Raw genomic sequence first — 18600 nt, 5'->3', positions numbered from 1 at the left:
CCGGGATGCCGAACCTGTTGTGCCGCTAGGGGTTCAGCTGCGCCGCTGGCTAGCGCTGGCTGGGGTGTTCGCGCTCGCGGTGCCGGTGTCCTGGGTGTTTCCGTTGCTGCCCAAGGGAGTTCGGGGGCGGCTGGCCAGCAGTGGGGCGCGCGGAATCCTGCGCGCGCTGGGGGTGCGGGTGGTGGCGGATCCGCCGCGGCCCGGTCCGGCGCTGGTGGTGGGCAACCACATCTCCTGGCTGGACGGGCTGGTGCTGCTGGCCAGGGAGCCGCTGCACCAGGTGGCCAAGTCGGAGATCAGGGGCATCCCGGTCTTCGGCGCGCTGGCCGCGCGGGCCGGTACGGTGTTCATCGAGCGGGACCGGTTGTCCACGCTGCCGGGGACGGTTGAGGAGATGCGCGCGCGGCTGGCGAGCGGGACCTCGGTCGCGGTGTTCCCGGAGGGCACCACCCGGTGCGCGGTGACCGGAACGGTGTTGCGCCCGGCCGGTTTCCAGGCCGCGGTGGACGCTGGGGTGGCGGTGCGGCCGGTGCGGGTGGAGTACCGGGGGCCGGGTGGCCGGCCTGCGGCGTCGGCGGCTTTCCTGGGAGAGGAGGAGGTGCTGGGTTCGTTGCGGCGGGTGATCCGGGCCAGGGGGTTGTCGGTGCAGGTGCGCGAGGGGCGGACGCTGTGGCCCGGGGCGGGATTGGAGCGGCGGGAGCTGGCTGCTCGCGCGCAGGCGGAAATCCTTGGCGCGCCAGTGGTTTCCGCGCCCGAGCTGCGGGTGGCGGCCTGATGCCGGAGTTCCCGCAGGCGCTGCTCGCCTCGCCCTGGCTGTACGCGGTGGCCGGGGTGCTGCTCGGCGACTACGCCACCTACCTCGCCGGGCGTGGCGCCGGGCCGGGCCTGCGAGCAGAACCCGTTGCTGGGACTGGTGTTGGCGCTCGGCATCGCGGCGGCGGTGGCGGGCGCTGTGGCCGGGGTGCGCGCGGTGGTGCGGCGGCGTGGCACACCCCGGCCAGAGCGGGCCGGGCTCAGCGGAGCAGGTACTGCCAGGTGAGCTGGTCGGCCACCCCGGTCGCGGGGAGCTGGTTGCCCGTCTGGAACTCCCGCACCGCGGTCTCGGTAGCGCCGGTGTACTCGCCGTCGGCCGGGGTGCGCAGCCCCTTGGCGAGCAGCAGCAGCTGCACGCCGTGCACCGCGTCGTTCCGATCGCCCTTGCGCAGGGCGGCCGGGATCAGCGCGGGCCAGGACTCCGCGCCGACCAGACCGGTCTCGGCGACGCCGATCCTGGTCTCCAGCCTGCGCGCCGCCTCGTCGGTGCGCGGGTCGAACACCCCGTCCAGCGGCACGCCGCGCTCGCCCGCGTGGTGCAGCAGGCGTTGCGCGACAAGGACCTTCTCCCCTCGGTCGCCCGGCTGCAGCAGCGGCCAGGTCACCGGGTCGACGATCCGTTCCCGCTCGCCCATGGCCGCGGCGACCGCGCGCCGCAGCTCCGGCAGGCGCCCGTAGAGCACGTTGCCGGGGCAGGCGGTGTTGTTGAAGTCGCGGTGCCCGTAGATCTGGCTGGCCGCGATCCGGTACTGCTGGCACATGTACCGGCACAGCGCCACCAGCGAGTTCCACTGCGCGGTGGTCGGGCCGACACTGGTGTAGAGGCCCTCGTTCTCGATGCCCAGTGCCACGTTGTTCTGACCGGAGGTGTGCGCGCTGACCACGTGCTGGGTGCCGCCGTTGAGCGCGGCCAGGCTGCGGTGGCGGCCCTCGGTGATGTGCCCGCCGCGGCTGTTGGTGAAGTGCTGCCCGGTGTCGATCCAGCCGTTGGAGTCCATGTGGTAGTTCTGGATCGACCTGGACAGCGCGAACGCGCGGGCCAGTGAGTAGTCGGTGACGTTCGCGGTGGCCGTGTGATGGACGATGATCTTGACCGGCCTGCTGTTGAGCACCGAGATGGCGCCCTTGGCCGGCCGGGCGCCCCAGGCGCCGGTGCCGTGGATGGCCGGTGCGAGCTGGCCGGACTCGGTGGCGCCGGCCAGGAGTGGATCGGCCAGCCCGAGTGCGCCGGCCGCGGTCACGGTGAGGCCGCCGCGTAAGAAAGCGCGGCGGCCGATCGGATTGCGTGCAGGGTTCGACATGACGACGACTCCCTCGTCTTGGGGGCAGGGAACCCCAGAGAAGTGGGTCAGTCGACGGTAAGAGCTGGTTCCGGAACTCATAAGGGCCGAAGGGGTGAGGAACTTTCGATTTGTTGTACTAAGTGGTCACCCATTCACCGTCCGGGTATGGGCGCGAGCGGCCACGACGCTACTGCGGGACCGGGGATCGGCGCTGAGAAGTTGAATGGACGCGAACCGGGAAAAGCGGCCAACGCCTTGCGCTCGAAGCGTCGGCGCTCAACGAGGCAGACGGCAACGGCCCCGGCTGGGCCAAAGGGTCCAACCGGGGCCGTGCGGTGCTCAGCGGGTCAGCAGGGGCCGCTGTCCTGCCAGACGCCCCACTGACCGGTGGTGCCGGGCTCCTCGCCGCGGGTCCACCACTTCGCGGTCCAGACCTTGCCCTTGTGCGAGACCTTGCTGTCCTTGACGTAGGTGTCGGAGCTCTTCCAGGCCGGGGCGTTGCACGCGCCGCCGGAGGTGGTCGTGGTGCTGGTCGGGTTGGTGGTCGGCCACGGGACCTGTGTGGACTTGTAGTAGTTGATCCCCATGACGTCCCAGCGCGGGCCCTGGGCGGCCAGGCGCTGCCTGAAGGCGTCCCAGTTGTGCGTGGACCGCGGCGACCAGCCCAGCTCGGCCAGCGCGGGCAGCCGCGGGAAGGCCATGAACTCGATGTCCGCGGTCTTGGTCAGGGTCTCCGACCACAGCGGTGCCTCCACGCCCAGCACCGCGTTCTCGGCCACGCCGGAGAGGTAGCCGCCGGGGTTCCAGTTGTAGGCGTCCTGCACCTCGATGTACCCGGCCCAGCTCAGGCCCAGCGGGGTGCTCGGGTTGTACTTCATGTCCAGGTAGGCCTTGTTGGCCGGGGACAGCAGCACCTTGCCGCCACGGCCGGCGTGCGCGGCCACGTTGGCGTCGGTGGTGGTGGTGCCCCAGAACTGCGGCACGGCCGAGGTCGGCGGGGCCGGGCTGGCCTTGACGAACTCGTGCCAGCCCATGATCTTCTTGCCGTACTTGCCGACCAGCGGCATGACCCGCTGCATGAACTTGTTGTAGTCGGCGTCGCTGGTGGCGTGCGCCTCGTCGCCGCCGAGGTGGAAGTACTCGCCAGGGGTGATCGCGGCGATCTCCTTGACCACGTCCTCGACGAACTTGTAGGTGATCTCCTTGTTGATGCACAGCGAGCTGTAGCCGACCTCGGTGTCGGTGCGCAGCGGCGGGGCCACCCCGTTGCAGTTCAGCTCGGCGTAGGAGGACAGCGCGGCGTTGGTGTGGCCGGGCATGTCGAACTCGGGGATCACCTCGATGTGCCTGGCCTTGGCGTAGTTCACCACGTCGGCGTACTGCGCCTTGGTGTAGAAGCCGCCGGGGCCACCGCCGACCTGGGTGCTGCCGCCGTGCTTGGTCAGGTTCGGCCAGCTGTCGATCTGGATCCGCCAGCCCTGGTCGTCGGTCAGGTGCCAGTGGAACTTGTTGACCTTGTACAGGGCCAGCTGGTCGATGTAGCGCTTGACCGTGTCCACGGTGAAGAAGTGCCGCGCGGAGTCCAGGTGCGCGCCGCGGTAGCCGAAGCGCGGCTGGTCCACGATCGTGCCGCCCGGCACCGTCCACGGGCCGGGCTTGACCGAGCTGGACTCGATCGCCGAGGGCAGCAGCTGGCGCAGCGTCTGCACCGCGTTGAACAGCCCGGCCGCCCGGTTCGCGCGCACGGTGGCCGCCTTGGCGGTGACGTCGAGCTGGTAGCCCTCCTGGCCGACGCCGGCGGGCGCGCCGCCCAGCAGCAGCACGATGCCCTCGGGGTCACCGGCGGCGGGCACGATCGGCAGCGGGTAGCCGGTGGAACGGCGCAGGATGGTGGCCAGGTACTCGGCCACCTGGGTCGCCTCCGGCGAACCGGCCTGCACCTGGATGCGGGCGCCGCTGCCCAGGGTGAAGGTGACGCCGGCGGCGGGGGTCACCGAGGCGGGCGCGGGGACGATGCTCTGCAACGGGCTCGCGGCCTCCTCGGCGGCCGCGTCGTGCTGGACCGAGGCCCAGCCCGTGGCAGCGCCGCCGAGCACGACAAGGGCGGCCAGGCCGCCGGCCAACCGCGACCGCAGTGGCCGCGTGCTGAGGGTTTTCACGGGGTGTCCTCCCGGAGAGTTCGGACAGGCGAGCACAAGCGGCGGCGGTGACCCGGCATACGGACATACCGGAAAGGCGGTGTGCAGCCATCGAATCTGGCGGCACTCCGCCTGTCAAGGGTCTAGACCACTAGGTTCACCCCGGTGGCCCTGGTGTCGCCCTCGTGCCCGCTGCTAGCTCCCGGCCGGGATGGACAGCAGTCCGATCCCGTCCATGGTGCGCACCTCGAAGCTGGCGATCTCCGTGCGGGAGAGCGCCACGTTGCCGCTCTGCTGCAACGGGTCCGGCGAACCGGCCACGCCGTAGCCCTTCTCCGGCACCACCCAGCTGTTCACCGGGAAGGTCTCCCCGGCCTTGCCGATGGCCACCAGCTGGCAGCGCCGCGGCCCGGAGATGCCCTTGAGCTCCATCCGCACCTGCACGCCGGAGCCCTTGTCGGTCAGCGCCAGGGTCGCGGAGACGTTGTTCGCCGGGTTGCTGCCGGTCAGCGTCTCCTCGGTGAGGGTGTTCGCGTCCACGCTCGGGGTGGCCGGACCGCTGGGGACGGACTGACCGGTGGTCGGCGGCCGGCCGGGCAGGCTCAGGATCGGACTGGGCAGCGCCAGGCCGCCCTGGCCGGTGCCGGTGGTCGCGGAGACCACCAGCGGGGTCAGCACCAGGGCCAGGCAGGCGGCCGCGGCCAGCGACCACAGCACCACCTTCTTCCTGGACCGCTTGCGCGCGCCGACCTGGTCGAGCAGCTGGGCCAGCACCCGGTCGCCCGGACCGTCCGGCGCGGGTTCGGCGGTGCGGTGCGGCTGGGGCCGCGGCGGCGGCCCGAGCGTGCCCCTGGGCTGCGGTGCGGCCGCGCCCCGCGGTGGGGCCGAGCCGACGCGCGGGGCCGGGGTGACCGGCCGCGGTCTGCCCGGTGGCGGCACGCTGCGCAGCGGACGGCCCGGCGGGGCGCCGGCCTGCCCTGGCGGTGTGCCGTTGCGCCGCTGGTCCACCGTTCCGCGCTGCTGTTCCAGCGCGCGGGCGACGTCCAGCAGATCCGGCAGGTCCAGCATCTCCTGCAGCTCGTCCTGACAGCGGACGCAGTGGGTCAGGTGCTCCTCGAAGGCGATGGTGTCCGCCTCGTTGAGCACGCCGAGCAGGTAGGCGCCGACGTCGGAGTGGTCAGGTGGGGATGACATCCCCGCTCACCCCCGATCCTGGAGTGACCGTCTCAGGGCGCGCAACGCGTAGTACACCCTGGACTTGACGGTACCCGGTGGCACGCCCAGTACGGCGGCCGCTTCGTTGATGGTGCGGTCTCGAAGGTAGGTCTGGGTGATCGCCTCCCTGTGCTCCTCGCTCAGCTGCTGCAACGCCTCGGTGATCACCAGCGCGGACAGGGTCGCGTCGGCGCTGTCAGGCACCGGCACGGACTCCAAGGGGCTCGCGTCGACCTCGTGCGGCCGCGCACTGCGGCTGCGCCGACCGTCGATCACGATCCGCCTCGCGACGGTGAACAACCAGGCCCGCATCAGCCCGGGCTCCCGGTCCAGCTTCTCGGCGTTGCGCCAGGCCCGGAACAAGGTTTCCTGCACCACGTCCTCTGCCCACTGGCGGTCGTTGCCGGTGAGCTTGCACGCGTGCCCGAACAGCGCCCCGCCGTACTCGCGGTAGAGCGCCCTGACCAGATCGTCGTCCCGGCCGGAAACCTCGGCGGTGCCGGTTGACTCTGCTCTGGTGACCCGATGTCGGCCCACGGCGCACATCCTGTCCCCAGCAACGGGTTTCGTACAGGGCTGCGGCCGATCTTTTTGTGTCCGCGACGGATTTGGACTGATTTTGCGGCGAGGTTGAACCACCCCGGGCGGGGATCCGTAATCGTTGGCGCGTCGTCACGAAGGGACTGTCCACTATGGACACATGAGGTCACCGTCCGCGAAGCTTCCGGTTTTCCCTCCCGGATCGCCGGAAAAGCCCGGGTAGGCCGGGCCGCACCCCCTGGCCTACCCGGGTTCCTCCTCGCCCGTGCCGCCCCGGAGGCGCCCATGCCGCACCATCCGGTCCTGCAACTCGCCGCCAGCACCCAGGACGAGGGGGTGCGCGCGGCGGCCGCGCTGTCGGGCTGGCTGGCCTACGGCCTGCTGTGCCTGACCCTGTGCTGGGGCGTGTTCACCAGCGCGGGCTGGGTGCGCAGGGCCACCGGCAGGCAGACCGTGCGCTCGGGGCACCTGCTGCTGGCCACGGTCACGCTGGCCTTCGTGCTCAGCCACGTGCTGACCCTGTTGTTCTTGCGGGAGGAGCGTTTCGGGCTGGTCAACCTGCTGTTCCCGGCCGCGGCGGGCGCGCCGCTGCGGCAGGCGCTGGGCGCGCTGGCCTTCGAGCTGATGCTCGTGGTCACGCTCTCGGTGGCACTGCGCCGGCTGCTGGGCTACCGGAGATGGCTGTGGTTGCACCGGTTGGCCTATCCAGCCGCGCTGCTCGGGGTGGCGCACGTGCTGCTGGGCGCCCTCGCCGGTGGCCGGATCGCGTTGCTGTGGCTGGCCGGGGTGACCTTGGTGGTGCCGGTGCTGACCTTGGCGGTGCTGCGTTTCCTGCCCGCGCGGGTGCTGGTCTCCGCCCGGATCATCGAGGAGGCGCCGTGAGATGGCCCTGACCGGGCGGGCCGAACGGATCGTGGTCGTCGGCACGGGTCCGGCCGGACTGAACGCGGCGGAACGCTTGCGGGAGCAGGGTTTCTCCGGTGAGCTCCTGGTGGTGGGTGAGGAACCGCGGCTGCCTTACCACCGTCCGGCCCTTGCGCAGCAGCTGTTGCTGGGGCAGGCCGGGCCGGAGGAGCTGACACTGCCCGGACTGCCGGAGCTGGATGTGGTGTGGCGGCTGGGATCCCGGGCCGCCGCGCTGGACGTGGACCGCAGGCTGCTGCTGTTGCCGCGCGGGGAGGAGCTGCGCTACGACGGCCTGGTGGTGGCCACCGGGTCGCAGGCCCGGCACCTGCCCGGCGCGCCCCGGCACGACCGGCGGGTGCAGGTGCTGCGCACCATGAGCGACGGCCTTGCCCTGCACCGCAACGTGACCACCGGCAGCGGGCCGGTGGTGATCGTCGGCGGCGGGTTCCTCGGCTGCGAGCTGGCCGCCAGCCTGCGCGCCATGGACATCCCGGTGCTGCTGGTCGACCGCGGCGGCGACCTGCTCGGCGACGTGCTGGGCGAGCGGATGGGCGCCGCGGTCACCCGCCTGCACCGCGACGCCGGGGTCCGCCTGGCCCTGGGCGTCACGGTGTGGCGGTTCGCGCCCTACCCCGGCGGGATCGCGGTGCAGCTCACCGACGGCCAGCTGGTCTCCGCCCGCTGCGTGGTGCTCGCCGTCGGCGCGGTCCCGGCCAGCTACTGGCTGCGCGGCTCCGGCCTGGTGCTGGAGGACGGCGTGCTGTGCGAGGCCACCTGCCACGCCGTCGGCGCCAGGGACGTGGTGGTCGCCGGTGACCTGGCCCGCTGGCCCAACCTGCGCTTCGACGAGGTCCCGCGCCGGGTGGAGCACTGGATCAACGCGGTGGAGATGGGCCGGGCCGCCGCGGACAGCCTGCTGGCCGGCCCGGGCGCCCGCCCGTTCACCCCGCTGCCGCGGTTCTGGTCGGCCCAGCACGGCGTGCGGATCCAGGCCGCGGGCGCGCCCGCGCTGGCCGGGGACACCATCGCGCTGGCCGGGGCGCGCTCGCTGGGCCACCAGGTCTGCGGGTACGTGCGGCGCGGCTGGCTGGTGGGGGTGGCGGCCTGGGACAGCCCGCGCGGGATGCGGCAGTGGACCGCGGAGCTGGACCGGCAGTCCGCGGTGGGCTCGCCGCGGCCCTCGCCGGGGGAGACGGAGACGCCACGGGGGATGCCGCCGGACGGCGGACGGTCGCGGCGGGGGCGGTGGTGCGGGAGGAGGGGGGAGCGGTGAGGCGGCCGGGGCGCCGGCTCCGGCCAACACGGGGTACGAGTTCGGCCAACACGGGGTACGAGTTCGGCCAACACGCGGGTGGGTCAGCGTCTGCCGTTCGCGCCGTGGACGGCCGTGGTCTCGTCGCGGAGGGCGATCAGCTGGGCGACCAGCTGCCTGCTGCCGCCGGGCAGCACGGTCACCCACACCACGCCGCCGTTCTCCACCCGGCGCAGCACCAGGTACCGGCCGCGTCCCGGCACGTCGTGGAAGGCCACCACCCGGCTGCCCCGCCTGGTCGCGCCGTACCGGTCCCGCACCGTGCAGCCGAACTGGCCCCACCAGCCCGATCCGGCGCAGCGCCTGGCCAACTCGCGGGCGGCCTGCGGCGTCTCGCCGCGCGCGGTCAGCACCTCGGCGAAGGCCACCGGGTCCGTACCCGCGGCCCGGGCGGCGGCGTCCAGGGAGTCACCGCGCACGCTCAGCGCCTCGCCTGGCCCGCTGGGAGTGCCGCCGGCCAGCGTGGCCAGGTCGGTGGGCAGCAGGTAGTCGGGCAGGCGGGTCAGGTGCACGGTGTCCCCGATGCGCACCGCCAGCGTGCCGCTCTCGCCGCGGGCGGCGCCGAAGGCGCGCAGCAGCTCGCCGGTCCACAGCCGGGCGTCCAGGGACCAGGTGTACTCGGCCAGGCCGATGCAGGCGTCGGTGAGCCAGGAGGTCGGCCCGACCCGGTCGGCCAGGCCGCGCTGCCGCAGCGACTCCATGGCCAGCGCGGTCAGCATCCGGCGCTCGGAGTCGGTGGCGCCGAAGCTCGGCAGCTCCAGCGCCAGCGGCGGCTCGCCGAGCGAGAGCCGCGCCCACACCACCTCGAACTCGGTCGCGGTCAGCACCATCGTGGTCATCGCGTGCGGTTCGCCGCCCATCGCCAAGCCCCCTTGCGCCGAGAGACCTCGGTCAAGGGGGCAAACTAACCCGGGGCGGTGACTACGTGTGTAAACAATGTCACATTCGGTGCGGTCAGTTTGGGGTGCGGCCGGGTCTGGCTAACTGGCGGCGAAGGCGAACCAGTTGACGTTGACGAAGTCCGCGGGCTGCCCGCTGGCGAAGGTCAGGTAGACGTCGTGCACCCCGGTGGTGTGGCTGAGGTTGGCCGGCACGGTCCGCCAGCTCTGCCAGCCACCGGTGTCGCCCACCGCGAAGGACCCGATCACCGGACCGGTCCGGCTGTCCAGCCGCACCTCGACCAGCCCGCTGACCCCGCCACCCGCGCCGGAGGCCACCCTGGCCTGCACCTGCCGCGCACCACCGGAACCGAAGTCCACGCCCCGGTACTGCACCCAGTCGCCGTTGCCGACGCCGCCGATGTTCGAGCCGCCACCACTGTCCGAAGTGGACTCGGTGCGCACCCCGGACTGCGCGGCGAACCGCTCGGCCTCCCACCGGCTGTACGCGCTGCCACCCGCGGGCGGCGGCGCGCTGGTCGTGGTCGGGTTGCCGCCGCCACCGCCGCGCTGGAAGACCGCGACGTAGTCGACCAGCATCGGCCGCCCCGGCACGGTGCCGGCCACCGGGGTGGTGCCGCCGTGCACGCCATTGGGGAAGGCGCCGCCGATGGCCACGTTGAGGATGATGAAGTAGCCGTGGCTGGTCATGTTGTTCCAGGTGCCCGCGTCGAACTGGTCCTGGCGGACGCTGTGGAACTGCTGGCCGTCGACGTACCAGCGGAGTTGGTTGGGCGAGACCGAGCGGTCCCACTCGAACCGGTAGGTGTGGAAGGCCGACTGGCAGCTCGCGCCGGGGCAGGCCCGGCTGGCGCCGAGGCCGTTGGTCTCGTTGCACGGGCCGCCGGGGTTGACCCCGCAGTGCAGCACGCCCCAGACCGAGTTGATCCCGTTGACGTTCTCCATGATGTCGAACTCACCGATACCCGGCCAGTTCCAGTAGTTCCCGCGGTATGGCGTGCCCAGCGCCCAGAACGCGGGCCAGTACCCGAGCGCCGCGGTGCCGGTGACGTTGGGCATCTGGATCCGGCCCTCGATGGCCAGCACCCCACCGGCGGGCGCCTGGAAGTCGCCGCGGTGGGTCTCGATCCGGGCCGAGGTCCAGTTCCCGGCGCCGTCCCGCAGCGGGGTGATCCGCAGGTTGCCGCCGCCGTCCAGGCTGACGTTGTTCGGGCTGTTGGTGTGGTAGGCGATCTCCCCGGTGCCCCAGTTGGCGGGCCCGCCGGGATAGCCGTGGCCGATGTCGAAGATCCAGTTGTTGCCCGAGGGCAGGGAGCCGGAGGGCCCGTTGAAGTCATCGGCCCAGACCTGGGACCAGCCAGGCGGTGGCGGCGGAACGGCCGCGCCGGCCGGAGCGAACAGGGACAGCGGGACGACCATGGCCGCGGCGGCCACGGCGGCGCCGATCGCCCAGCGACGGGAGCGAGATCGGTGAGCGGGGGGACTGGCGGTGGACATGTGCGAGCGCCTCCTCGGTCCGTGGCGGCGGCACAGCAGGCGGAAGGGGTGCGGGCCACGGCCGGTGCGTCTCCGGCCGCGTTGCCGTGGGTTGATGAGAGCGCTCTCAACAGTGGGTTGTCAACGATTGGACGGGATTTGGGGGGAGAAACAACAAATCTGAGTCGACAGCTCGCTGCCCCGGGGAACGACATCTCGTGTCAGCAGCAGGCGACACGCGATGTCAGTGAAGCTGGCTACGCGGCCGTTCCCGGCGTGTCAGTGAGGGCTGACATCCTGGTCAGCCGCGGGCTGGAGAGCGGCGAAGTCGGCGGGGCTTGCTCGACGGCCCCGGGATGGCGCCGGCTCGGCGACCTGGTGATTCGGCGGGCAACCGCTTCAGGCGCCGGACTCTCATTCTGGTGGCCGGTCCGGACTTGTTGTCACGAATGCTGCCGCACCGTGGCAACCTTCGACCATGCGCCATTTCGGCAGGTATGTCAGAGGTGCGGGGGGTACCGTGACGTGATCGTGTCCTCTTGCGCCCGTGGCACGTCGAACACCTCGATCTCGAGCTCCTGGTGCGGGATGTACCGCGTTCGCGCCGGCGTACCGGCCCGCCCGACGAGCCACCGCCGCCCCGCGAACGCGCCCAGCGCGTCGGCCACCACGTTCGACCGGAAGTCCTTGCCCCGATCGATCCGGACCTGCGCGGGCAGACCCCCGACCGGCCGTACGGCCCGTCCCGCACATCGCGTTGTGGCAGGCATCGACGAACCACTTCACCCACGGCTTCACCACCCTGCCGCCCACCACGACGTCGACCGGAGCCTGCACATGGCCGGCCTGCCGCGCCGGGTTCCAGTACGAGGGCGGGCGTCGCAGGAACACCGCGACCTTCCGCCGCTCCCGCTCACCACGGCGCGAACCGGCCCGCTCATCTGGTGCCGTGTCTCAACGAATCCGCGCGTGGGCGGGGTGGGGCGACCGGGCAGCGGCGGGGTGGGGCCGCTGCCCGGGGCTCGTCACGGGTGGGACCAGCGGAGGGTTTGTTCCGGGTAGTCGGGGGAGGGGGCGTTGAGCAGGGGGCTGGGGATGCCGTGCAGGTGTTGGTGGAAGAAGGCCCGGGTGTAGGTGCGGTTGATCTGGGTCGCCCTGGGGCCGGGCAGGTCGCCGAACAGGGCGGTGAAGACGGCTGGGCGGTCGTGCAGCAGGGCGCGGGCGCCGGAGATGTCCGGGAACAGGGACAGGTCGGTGGCGGAGTAGTGGGAGGCGCCGGTCAGGGCGAAGTGGCGGCCCCAGGCTCGGTGGTTGGCCTTCCAGGCGGTGAAGGTGGGGTAGTCGGGGGCCGCCGTGCTGAGCAGCAGGAAGGGGCCGGGGACGCCGTGGTTGGCGGCGCCGTCCCAGAAGCCGCCGTCCAGGTTGAGGCCGGCGCGGAAGCGGGGGTCGGCGCGCATGGTCTCGGCGGCGGTGGCGCCGCCCATGGAGTGGCCGAGGGCGCCGATCTTGGTCAGGTCCAGGCGGCCGCGGAAGCGGGGGGTCGCTCGGGCCTGGTCGAGGGTGGTGCGCAGGTCGGCGACCCGGACGCGGAGCTCCTCGGCCCGTTGTTCCCCGGTGGGGATCTCGGGGCGGTTTCCCCTGACCACGCGGCCGTCCGGGAAGCGGACCGCGGCGGCGTCGTAGGTGTGGTCCACGGACAGCACCACGTAGCCGTGGCTGGCCAGGTCCTCGGCCAGGGACGTGGACAGGACGCGCATGCCGCCGCGGCCCTGGCTGTACAGCAGCACCGGCCAGCCCGCGCCGAACACCGGGGCGTCCTGGCGCGCGTGCGGGCGCACCCGGTCCAGGAACGGGCTCACCCCGCCGCCGATGACGCCGTTGAGGTGGCCGGCCAGGGTGCCGCTGACGGTGTCGTCGGCGTAGCGGGCTCTCGGGGTCACCGCGATCGCGGGGTACCAGGCGCGGACCATCAGCTCGCGGGCCGCCGGGACTGGAGACCAGGGATCGGGGCGGGACGGGTCGGTCAGGTGCAGGTCGGTGACGCCCACGGCCAGGCGGCCGGTGGGGGCGGGCAGGTCCAGGTGCTGCGTGCGTGCGGGTGCGGCCGCCGCGGGCAGGGCGGTGGCGGTGCCGGCGGCCAGGGTCAGCAGCACGGCCAGCAGCCGAGTTGAACGCATGGAATCCCCTCGGGAGTGGTGGTTCACCGTCCTTTCACCCTGCCAGCGGAAATGGGGTGGTGATCGTTGGCGGGCGGGGTCTGCCCTTTGGGGCTCTCAGGATTCTCAGCTACCGAAGTGGTGGTGCGGTTCGAGCTCGGTGGGCGGCCGTGGGCCTGGCGCGGAGTTCGGGGTGCCGGCGGTCCGGGACGCTTGCGAGCGGTGGGTGGCAGCGCCGGGGAACCGATCGAGGCGACCGGTGTTGGTGGGGCGGACAGGGTGAGTGAGGCGGTGTCGGTGGCGCGCGGGTGAGCCAGACCGGAGACCGCGACCCGGACGGCGTCGGCTGGCGGGCGGGTTCCGGGCTTGGCTGGTTCAGGGTCGGTGACGGGGATCGCGGCCTGTCTGGGGGCCGAGCGCGGTCAGCGTGCCGGCCGGACCCGTCGGCCTGGGCAGGCCGAGGGCCTGGTGCCCGTGGCGGAGAAGTTCTGGGACCACGGCGAACCGAGGTGGTCGCTGGCGCTGCGTGCAGGTCGCGGGGAAGCGGACGTGCCGCGGCGACTGCTGCGCGCCGGGCTGGCTGAGGGCGTCGCCGCCGAGCCTGAGGGCGCTCTCCCGTTGGTGGTGGTCGCCGTGGTGTTCACCGCCGGGCTGGGCGAGACCGGGCCGTGGCGACGAGCGGGTGTTGGGCTGCGGTCAGGTCGAGTCCGGCGGTGGCGAGTGCGGGTGTGGTCGGTGGGAGTTGGGCGTGGTCGCCGTTGCGGGGTTAGCGGTGGGACCAGAGGAGGTTGTGTTCTGGCCAGTGGGGGGAGTTCTGGTCCAGTAACGGGGCTGGGCGGCCGGACAGGTGGTGGTCGAACAGGGCGGTGAGGTAGGCGCGGTACAGCTGTGTGGTGCGGACGCCGTCGAGGGTGCCGAAGAGTTGGCGGTACAGGGCCGGGTGGTCTTTGAGGAGGTCGCGGAGGCCGGAGACCTCGGGGAACAGGGGGAGGTCGGTGGGGGTGTTGTGCACGCCGGCGGGCAGGGTGAAGTGGCGGCCCCAGGACTGCTGGTTGGCGCGCCAGGCGGCGAAGCTCGGGTGGTCGCCTGGGCCAGCGGTGAACAGGGCGAACGGGCCGGGGGTGCCCTTGTCCCTTGCCTCGCCCCAGAAGGCGCCGTCCAGGTTCGCGCCGACCCGGAAGCGGCGGTCGGCGCGCATGGTCTCGGCGGCGGTGTCGCCGCCGATGGAGTGGCCGAAGACGCCGGTCCGGTGCGGATCGAGGCGGTGGCGGAGCGGGGTGGCTGCGGTGCTGAGCTGGTCGAGGGTGAAGCGCAGGTCGGCCACGCGGACCTGGACCTCGGCGGACAGTTCGGGCTCGGTGGGTTCGGCCGGGCGGTTGGCGGTGGCGGTGCGGCCGTCCGGGAAGCGGACCACGACGGCGTCGTAGGTGTGGTCCACGGCCGCCACCAGGTAGCCCTTGGCGGCCAGGCCCTCGGCGATCGCGGTGGTGGTGCTGCGCATCGAGCCGCGGCCGTGGCTGTGCAACAGCAGCGGCCACCTGCCCGGCAGCACCGGCGCGTCCAGGCGGGCGGTGGGGCGCACCCGGTCCAGGAACGGCTCGCCGCGGCCGAGGCCGAGCGCGGTGATCAGGTCGGCGTAGTGCCGGTCGACCGAGGGATCGCCGTAGCGGGCGCGGGCGCCCACGGGCACGGCCGGGTACCAGAGCTGGACCATCAGCTCGCGTGGTCCGGGCGAGGGCGCCCACGGGTCTGGGCGGGCGTGGTCGACCAGGTGCAGGTTGGTGGTGCCGACCGGGAACGGGCCGCCGGTGGCCGGCAGGTCCAGGGTGGGCTTGGCCGCCGCGGTGGCGGTGGACAGCAAGGTGGTCAGCAGCAGGAGGAACGCGGTGAGCAGGGCGGTGAAGCGGGTTCGGAGCACCTTTCTCTCCCCCAGGGGTGGCGGTGGTGTGGTGGGTTCAGACTGCCGGGTGGGGTGGGGTGCGATCGGGTGATTCCGCTGGGGGCGAACGGGCATCACTCGATGAGTGCTTGAGGGGGGTCAGTGCCGGGTCGTCGGCGTTCCGTGGCCGATCCGTGTTTTCCGCCGCACACAATGAGACCCGTGAACCACAGCCCCCGCCCACCGGTGCCCGCGCACCTGAACTACCTCGCCAAGGCCGACGAACTGAGCGGGCTGAGCACCCGGGAGGTGTTCGCGCACATCTTCCACAGCAACATGTGGGGCAGCGCGGACTCGGTCTCCGGCTGCGGCTCCGCGCTGGCGCAGACCGCCGTGCTGCGCACCGAGCTGCCGAAGCTGTTGCGCCGCTTCGGCATCCGCAGCCTGCTGGACATCCCGTGCGGCGACTTCGGCTGGCTGGCCGGCTGCGACCTCGGCCTGGAGACCTACCTGGGCGCGGACATCGTGGAGGAGCTGATCGCGGCCAACCTGGCCAAGTACTTCCGGCACGGCGGCAACCGCCGCTTCTACACCCTCGACCTCACCAGGGACCCGCTGCCGCGCACCGACGCGGTGCTCTGCCGGGACTGCCTGGTGCACCTGAGCTTCGAGCAGGTCTGGGACGCGCTGGACAACCTGCGCCGCAGCGGCTCCCGCTACCTGCTCGCCACCACCTTCCTCGAACTGGAGCACAACGAGGACATCGCCACCGGCGACTGGCGCCCGCTCAACCTGCAGCGCGCTCCGTTCCGCCTGCCCGACCCGGTCGCCGTGCTGGTGGAGAACTGCACCGAGCAGGGCGGCGCCTTCGCGGACAAGGCGCTGGGCATGTGGGAGATCGACCAGCTACCGGTGCGACCGTGACCCCGCGGGCTTCATGAAGTCCGCTGCGGGCAGCCCGAAGATCTCCTCGCGGGCGATCGCGTAGGCCGCGTGCAGCGCGCCCGCGCGCACCGCGTTGCCGGTCACCGAGGCCAGCTCCACCGGCGTCTTCGGGATCACCAGCTGGTGCAGCTCGGTCCGCACCAGCTCGCACAGCAGCTGCCCGCCGGTCTCCGCGGTCTCCCCGGAGAGCAGCACCAGCTCCGGATCGAGCACCGAGACCAGGTTGGCCACCCCGGTGGCGATCCGGCGGGCCAGGTCGGTCAGGAACGGCAGGCCCAGCTCGGGGTCGGCCACCGCGGCGCGCACCGCCTCGATCCCGGAGCCGGCCACCACCCCGTGCGCCGCGGCCAGGCCGGTGATCGAGTCCGAGCTGACCAGGTCGCCGAAGCGGATCCCCTCCCGGCCGACCTCGCTGCCGGCCTGGGCCCGGTCCGGCACCCGCATCCAGTCGATCTCGCCCGCGCCGCCGGTGGCCCCGCGCAGCAGCACCCGGTTGACCACCACCGCGCTGCCCACCGCGTCCGCGGGCCAGACCAGCACCATGTCCCGCACGTCGACGGCCTTGCCGGAGACCATCTCCTCCAGCGCGACCAGGTTGACGTCGTTCTCCACCGTGACCGTGGCGTTGAGCAGCTCGCTGAGCCGCCCCGGCAGGTCGAAGCCCTCCCAGCCGGGCAGGTGCGGGGCGAACCCGAGCTGCCCGGTGGCCCGGTCCACCGCGCCGGGACTGCCCACCACCACGTGCCGCAGCCCGTCCTCGGGCAGCCCGGCCAGCCGCACCGCCGCGCCCAGCGCCGTGGTGAAGGCGGCCAGCACCGCCTCGGTCGGCCCGGCCGGCATCACCGCGCGGTGCTCGGCGAGCAGCCTGCCGGAGATGTCCGCGACCGCGATGTCCACCGACGCCGCGGTCAGGTCCACCGCGGCCACGTGGCACAGCGCCCCGTTGACCGCCCACAGCTGCGCCCTCGGCCCGCGCGCGCCGCCGCGCAGGCCCTCCCGGCGCACCACGTCGTCCTCCTCCAGCCGCGCCAGCAGCTGCGCGGTGGCCGGTTTGGACAGGCCGATCGCGGTCTCCAGCTCGGACCGGGTCATCGCCCCGTTGGCCAGGAGGATCTCGATGGCCGCCCGATCGTTGATCTCCCGCAGCAGACGCGGACTTCCGGCTCGCACCACCACTCCCCCTTCACGCGTGCGTCACTGGACGCGTCATGCGGATACGGCCATCCAGGTGTCACCCGAGCGCGGGTGCCCGCCGAATCGTAGGACCTCTTCCGTGTCCGGTCCGGCATATCGGCGCGCGCCGTCGCGCAACGGGGTGCTACTGGGGGACTGGCCACCCTCAGTAGTGTGTTCGCCACCCGCCGACATCCCCGAGGTGTGCCGTGACCGGAGCGCAGCGTGACTGGGCAGGGCCCCGGTCCGCCCGGATCTACGACTACCTGCTCGGCGGCGGTCACAACTTCGCCGTGGACCGCGAGTTCGCCAACCGGATGGTCGCCGAGATGCCGTGGGTGGCGCACTCGGCGGTGGTCAACCGGGCGTTCGTGCGCCGGGTGGTGCACTTCATGCTCTCCGCCGGGGTGCGCCAGTTCCTGGACCTGGGCTGCGGCATCCCCGGCGTGGACCCGGTGCACCTGGTCGCCAGGCAGGCCGCGCCGGAGACCAGGGTGGTCTACGTCGACCACGACGAGCTGGCGGTGGCGCACGCCGAACTGCTGCTCGAGGGCGACGAGCAGGCCACCGTGCTGCGCGCGGACGCGGCCGACCCGCGCGCGGTGCTGACCGCGCCGAAGGTCCGCCGGATGCTCGACTTCACCGCCCCGGTCGGCCTGCTCGCGATAGCCCTGCTGCACTACGTGCCCAACGAGCGAGATCCCGAGGGGATGCTCACCGGTTACGCGAACCGGCTGGCCGCGGGCAGTTTCCTGGCACTCAGCCACGCCACCTTCGACGTATCACCCGAACCGGTGAAGCAGGCGCAGGGGTGGATGGTCGACAGTGACCCCGTGCACCCACGCAGCCGGACCCGGATCGAGGGCTTCTTCGCCGGTTTCGACCTGGTCGCGCCGGGGCTGGTACATCCGGGGCAGTGGCGCAACCCGGTGCGCCCCGGTCCCAACGCCGTCGGCGAGTGGTGCTTCGCCGGTGTCGGCCGCAAGTCATCCTCCACCGAAGGGACAGCGTGACGTGTCGAACGAACTGAGCTGGGTGCCCGAAGGGGTCAACATGGAGCTGCCGAGCTCGGCCCGCATCTACGACTACCTGCTCGGTGGCGGTCACAACTTCGAGATGGACCGGACGCTGGCCGACCGGCTGCTGACCGTGGTGCCGGCCAGGGACATGGCCCGGCTCAACCGCGCCTTCCTCGGCCGCTCGGTGCAGTACCTGGTGCGCCAGGGCATCCGCCAGTTCCTGGACCTCGGCTCCGGCGTGCCGACCGTGGGCAACGTGCACGAGGTGGCGCAGGCCCTCGCGCCGGAGTCCAAGGTGGTCTACGTCGACATCGAGCCGGTGGCGGTGGCGCACAGCGAGCTGCTGCTGCGGGACAACCCGAACGCCGGGGCGATCCAGGCCGACCTGCGTGACCCGGAGGCGATCCTGGACCACCCGGAGACCAGGCGGCTGCTGGACTTCACCCAGCCGGTGGCGCTGCTGCTGGTCGGCGTCCTGCAGTTCATCCCGGACGCCGACGACCCGTGGGCGGTCGTCCAGCGCTACCGGGAGGCCCTGCCCGAGGGCAGCTACCTGGCCTTCTCCGCCTTCACCTGGGACGGCAACCGGGAGGCGATGACCAAGGCGGTGGAGGTCTTCAAGAACACCCAGGAGCCGATCCACCCGCGCACCAGGGCGGACATCCTGCGCTTCGCCGAGGGCTTCGAGCTGGTCGAGCCGGGCCTGGTCTACACGCCGAACTGGCGGCCGGAGACCGGCGCGGTGGCCGAGGAGGACGTGCGCCACTCCAACCTGTTCGCCGCGGTGGGCCGCAAGGTCTAGGTATCCCGGCGACCGCTCGCCGGAATCCAGCCGCCCGGGTGATG

General features: G+C 72.6%; 16 protein-coding genes. 7 read left to right on the top strand and 9 right to left on the bottom strand.

Annotated elements, in window-relative coordinates; translation table 11 throughout:
• Positions 1-64 precede the first annotated feature (64 nt).
• Both N8J89_RS31720 and N8J89_RS31715 read left to right on the top strand, forming a co-directional pair.
• Positions 65-775 (top strand): lysophospholipid acyltransferase family protein, encoded by a 711-nt coding sequence (locus N8J89_RS31720; RefSeq protein WP_283660671.1) that lies wholly within the window; start codon positions 65-67, stop codon positions 773-775.
• Positions 776-868: 93 nt separating this feature from the next.
• A complete protein-coding gene (locus tag N8J89_RS31715; RefSeq protein ID WP_283660670.1) occupies positions 869-1039 on the top strand; it encodes a hypothetical protein in 171 nt (56 codons plus the stop codon).
• Here N8J89_RS31715 and N8J89_RS31710 read toward each other — a convergent pair.
• From N8J89_RS31710 to N8J89_RS31695, 4 genes are all read right to left on the bottom strand, one after another.
• Positions 1014-2114, bottom strand: a complete 1101-nt coding sequence (locus tag N8J89_RS31710) for a peptidoglycan recognition protein family protein (protein ID WP_283660669.1) — start codon at positions 2112-2114, stop codon at positions 1014-1016. The two genes, N8J89_RS31715 and N8J89_RS31710, sit on opposite strands and share 26 nt — an antisense overlap.
• A 329-nt stretch (positions 2115-2443) precedes the next feature.
• A complete protein-coding gene (locus N8J89_RS31705) occupies positions 2444-4255 on the bottom strand; it encodes a beta-N-acetylhexosaminidase (protein WP_283660668.1) in 1812 nt (603 codons plus the stop codon).
• A 174-nt stretch (positions 4256-4429) separates the two neighbouring features.
• Positions 4430-5428 (bottom strand): anti-sigma factor family protein, encoded by a 999-nt coding sequence (locus N8J89_RS31700; protein WP_283660667.1) that lies wholly within the window; start codon positions 5426-5428, stop codon positions 4430-4432.
• A 6-nt stretch (positions 5429-5434) separates the two neighbouring features.
• Entirely contained in the window at positions 5435-5995 is a 561-nt protein-coding gene (locus N8J89_RS31695) for a sigma-70 family RNA polymerase sigma factor (RefSeq protein ID WP_502868352.1), read from the bottom strand.
• 279 nt (positions 5996-6274) lie between these two features.
• Between N8J89_RS31695 and N8J89_RS31690 the strand changes: the two genes are divergently transcribed.
• Both N8J89_RS31690 and N8J89_RS31685 read left to right on the top strand, forming a co-directional pair.
• Positions 6275-6871 carry a ferric reductase-like transmembrane domain-containing protein gene (locus tag N8J89_RS31690; protein ID WP_283660665.1) on the top strand — a complete coding sequence of 199 codons (597 nt, stop codon included), beginning with the start codon at positions 6275-6277 and terminating at the stop codon, positions 6869-6871.
• A gap of 1 nt (position 6872) precedes the next feature.
• Complete coding sequence (locus N8J89_RS31685) at positions 6873-8168, top strand: NAD(P)/FAD-dependent oxidoreductase (RefSeq protein ID WP_283660664.1); 1296 nt, start codon at positions 6873-6875, stop codon at positions 8166-8168.
• Positions 8169-8251: 83 nt separating this feature from the next.
• Here N8J89_RS31685 and N8J89_RS31680 read toward each other — a convergent pair whose 3' ends face one another.
• The 4 genes from N8J89_RS31680 to N8J89_RS31665 form a co-directional block, all read right to left on the bottom strand.
• Positions 8252-9067 (bottom strand): ESX secretion-associated protein EspG, encoded by an 816-nt coding sequence (locus N8J89_RS31680; protein WP_283660663.1) that lies wholly within the window; start codon positions 9065-9067, stop codon positions 8252-8254.
• Positions 9068-9187: 120 nt separating this feature from the next.
• On the bottom strand, positions 9188-10603 hold the full coding sequence (locus tag N8J89_RS31675; RefSeq protein ID WP_283660662.1) for a carbohydrate-binding protein: 1416 nt from the start codon (positions 10601-10603) through the stop codon (positions 9188-9190).
• A gap of 1004 nt (positions 10604-11607) precedes the next feature.
• Positions 11608-12759 (bottom strand): alpha/beta hydrolase family protein, encoded by a 1152-nt coding sequence (locus N8J89_RS31670; protein ID WP_283660661.1) that lies wholly within the window; start codon positions 12757-12759, stop codon positions 11608-11610.
• A gap of 745 nt (positions 12760-13504) precedes the next feature.
• A complete protein-coding gene (locus N8J89_RS31665; RefSeq protein ID WP_283660660.1) occupies positions 13505-14656 on the bottom strand; it encodes an alpha/beta hydrolase family protein in 1152 nt (383 codons plus the stop codon).
• A gap of 183 nt (positions 14657-14839) precedes the next feature.
• On the opposite strand from N8J89_RS31665, the gene N8J89_RS31660 reads away from it, so the two are divergent.
• Positions 14840-15541, top strand: a complete 702-nt coding sequence (locus tag N8J89_RS31660; RefSeq protein ID WP_283660659.1) for a class I SAM-dependent methyltransferase — start codon at positions 14840-14842, stop codon at positions 15539-15541.
• Here N8J89_RS31660 and N8J89_RS31655 read toward each other — a convergent pair.
• Positions 15524-16732, bottom strand: coding sequence for an ROK family transcriptional regulator (locus tag N8J89_RS31655; protein WP_283660658.1), 1209 nt, complete (start codon positions 16730-16732; stop codon positions 15524-15526). The two genes, N8J89_RS31660 and N8J89_RS31655, sit on opposite strands and share 18 nt — an antisense overlap.
• Positions 16733-16944: 212 nt before the next feature.
• On the opposite strand from N8J89_RS31655, the gene N8J89_RS31650 reads away from it, so the two are divergent.
• Positions 16945-17748: an SAM-dependent methyltransferase gene (locus N8J89_RS31650; protein WP_283660657.1), complete on the top strand. Its 804-nt coding sequence runs from the start codon at positions 16945-16947 to the stop codon at positions 17746-17748.
• 1 nt (position 17749) lies between these two features.
• On the top strand, positions 17750-18556 hold the full coding sequence (locus N8J89_RS31645; protein WP_283660656.1) for an SAM-dependent methyltransferase: 807 nt from the start codon (positions 17750-17752) through the stop codon (positions 18554-18556).
• The last annotated feature ends 44 nt before the right edge of the window (positions 18557-18600 follow it).

It is taken from the genome of Crossiella sp. CA-258035 (assembly GCF_030064675.1).
GTDB lineage: Bacteria > Actinomycetota > Actinomycetes > Mycobacteriales > Pseudonocardiaceae > Crossiella.
Note: the sequence above shows the minus strand (reverse complement) of the source record. Positions and strands in the feature narration are given on the sequence as shown.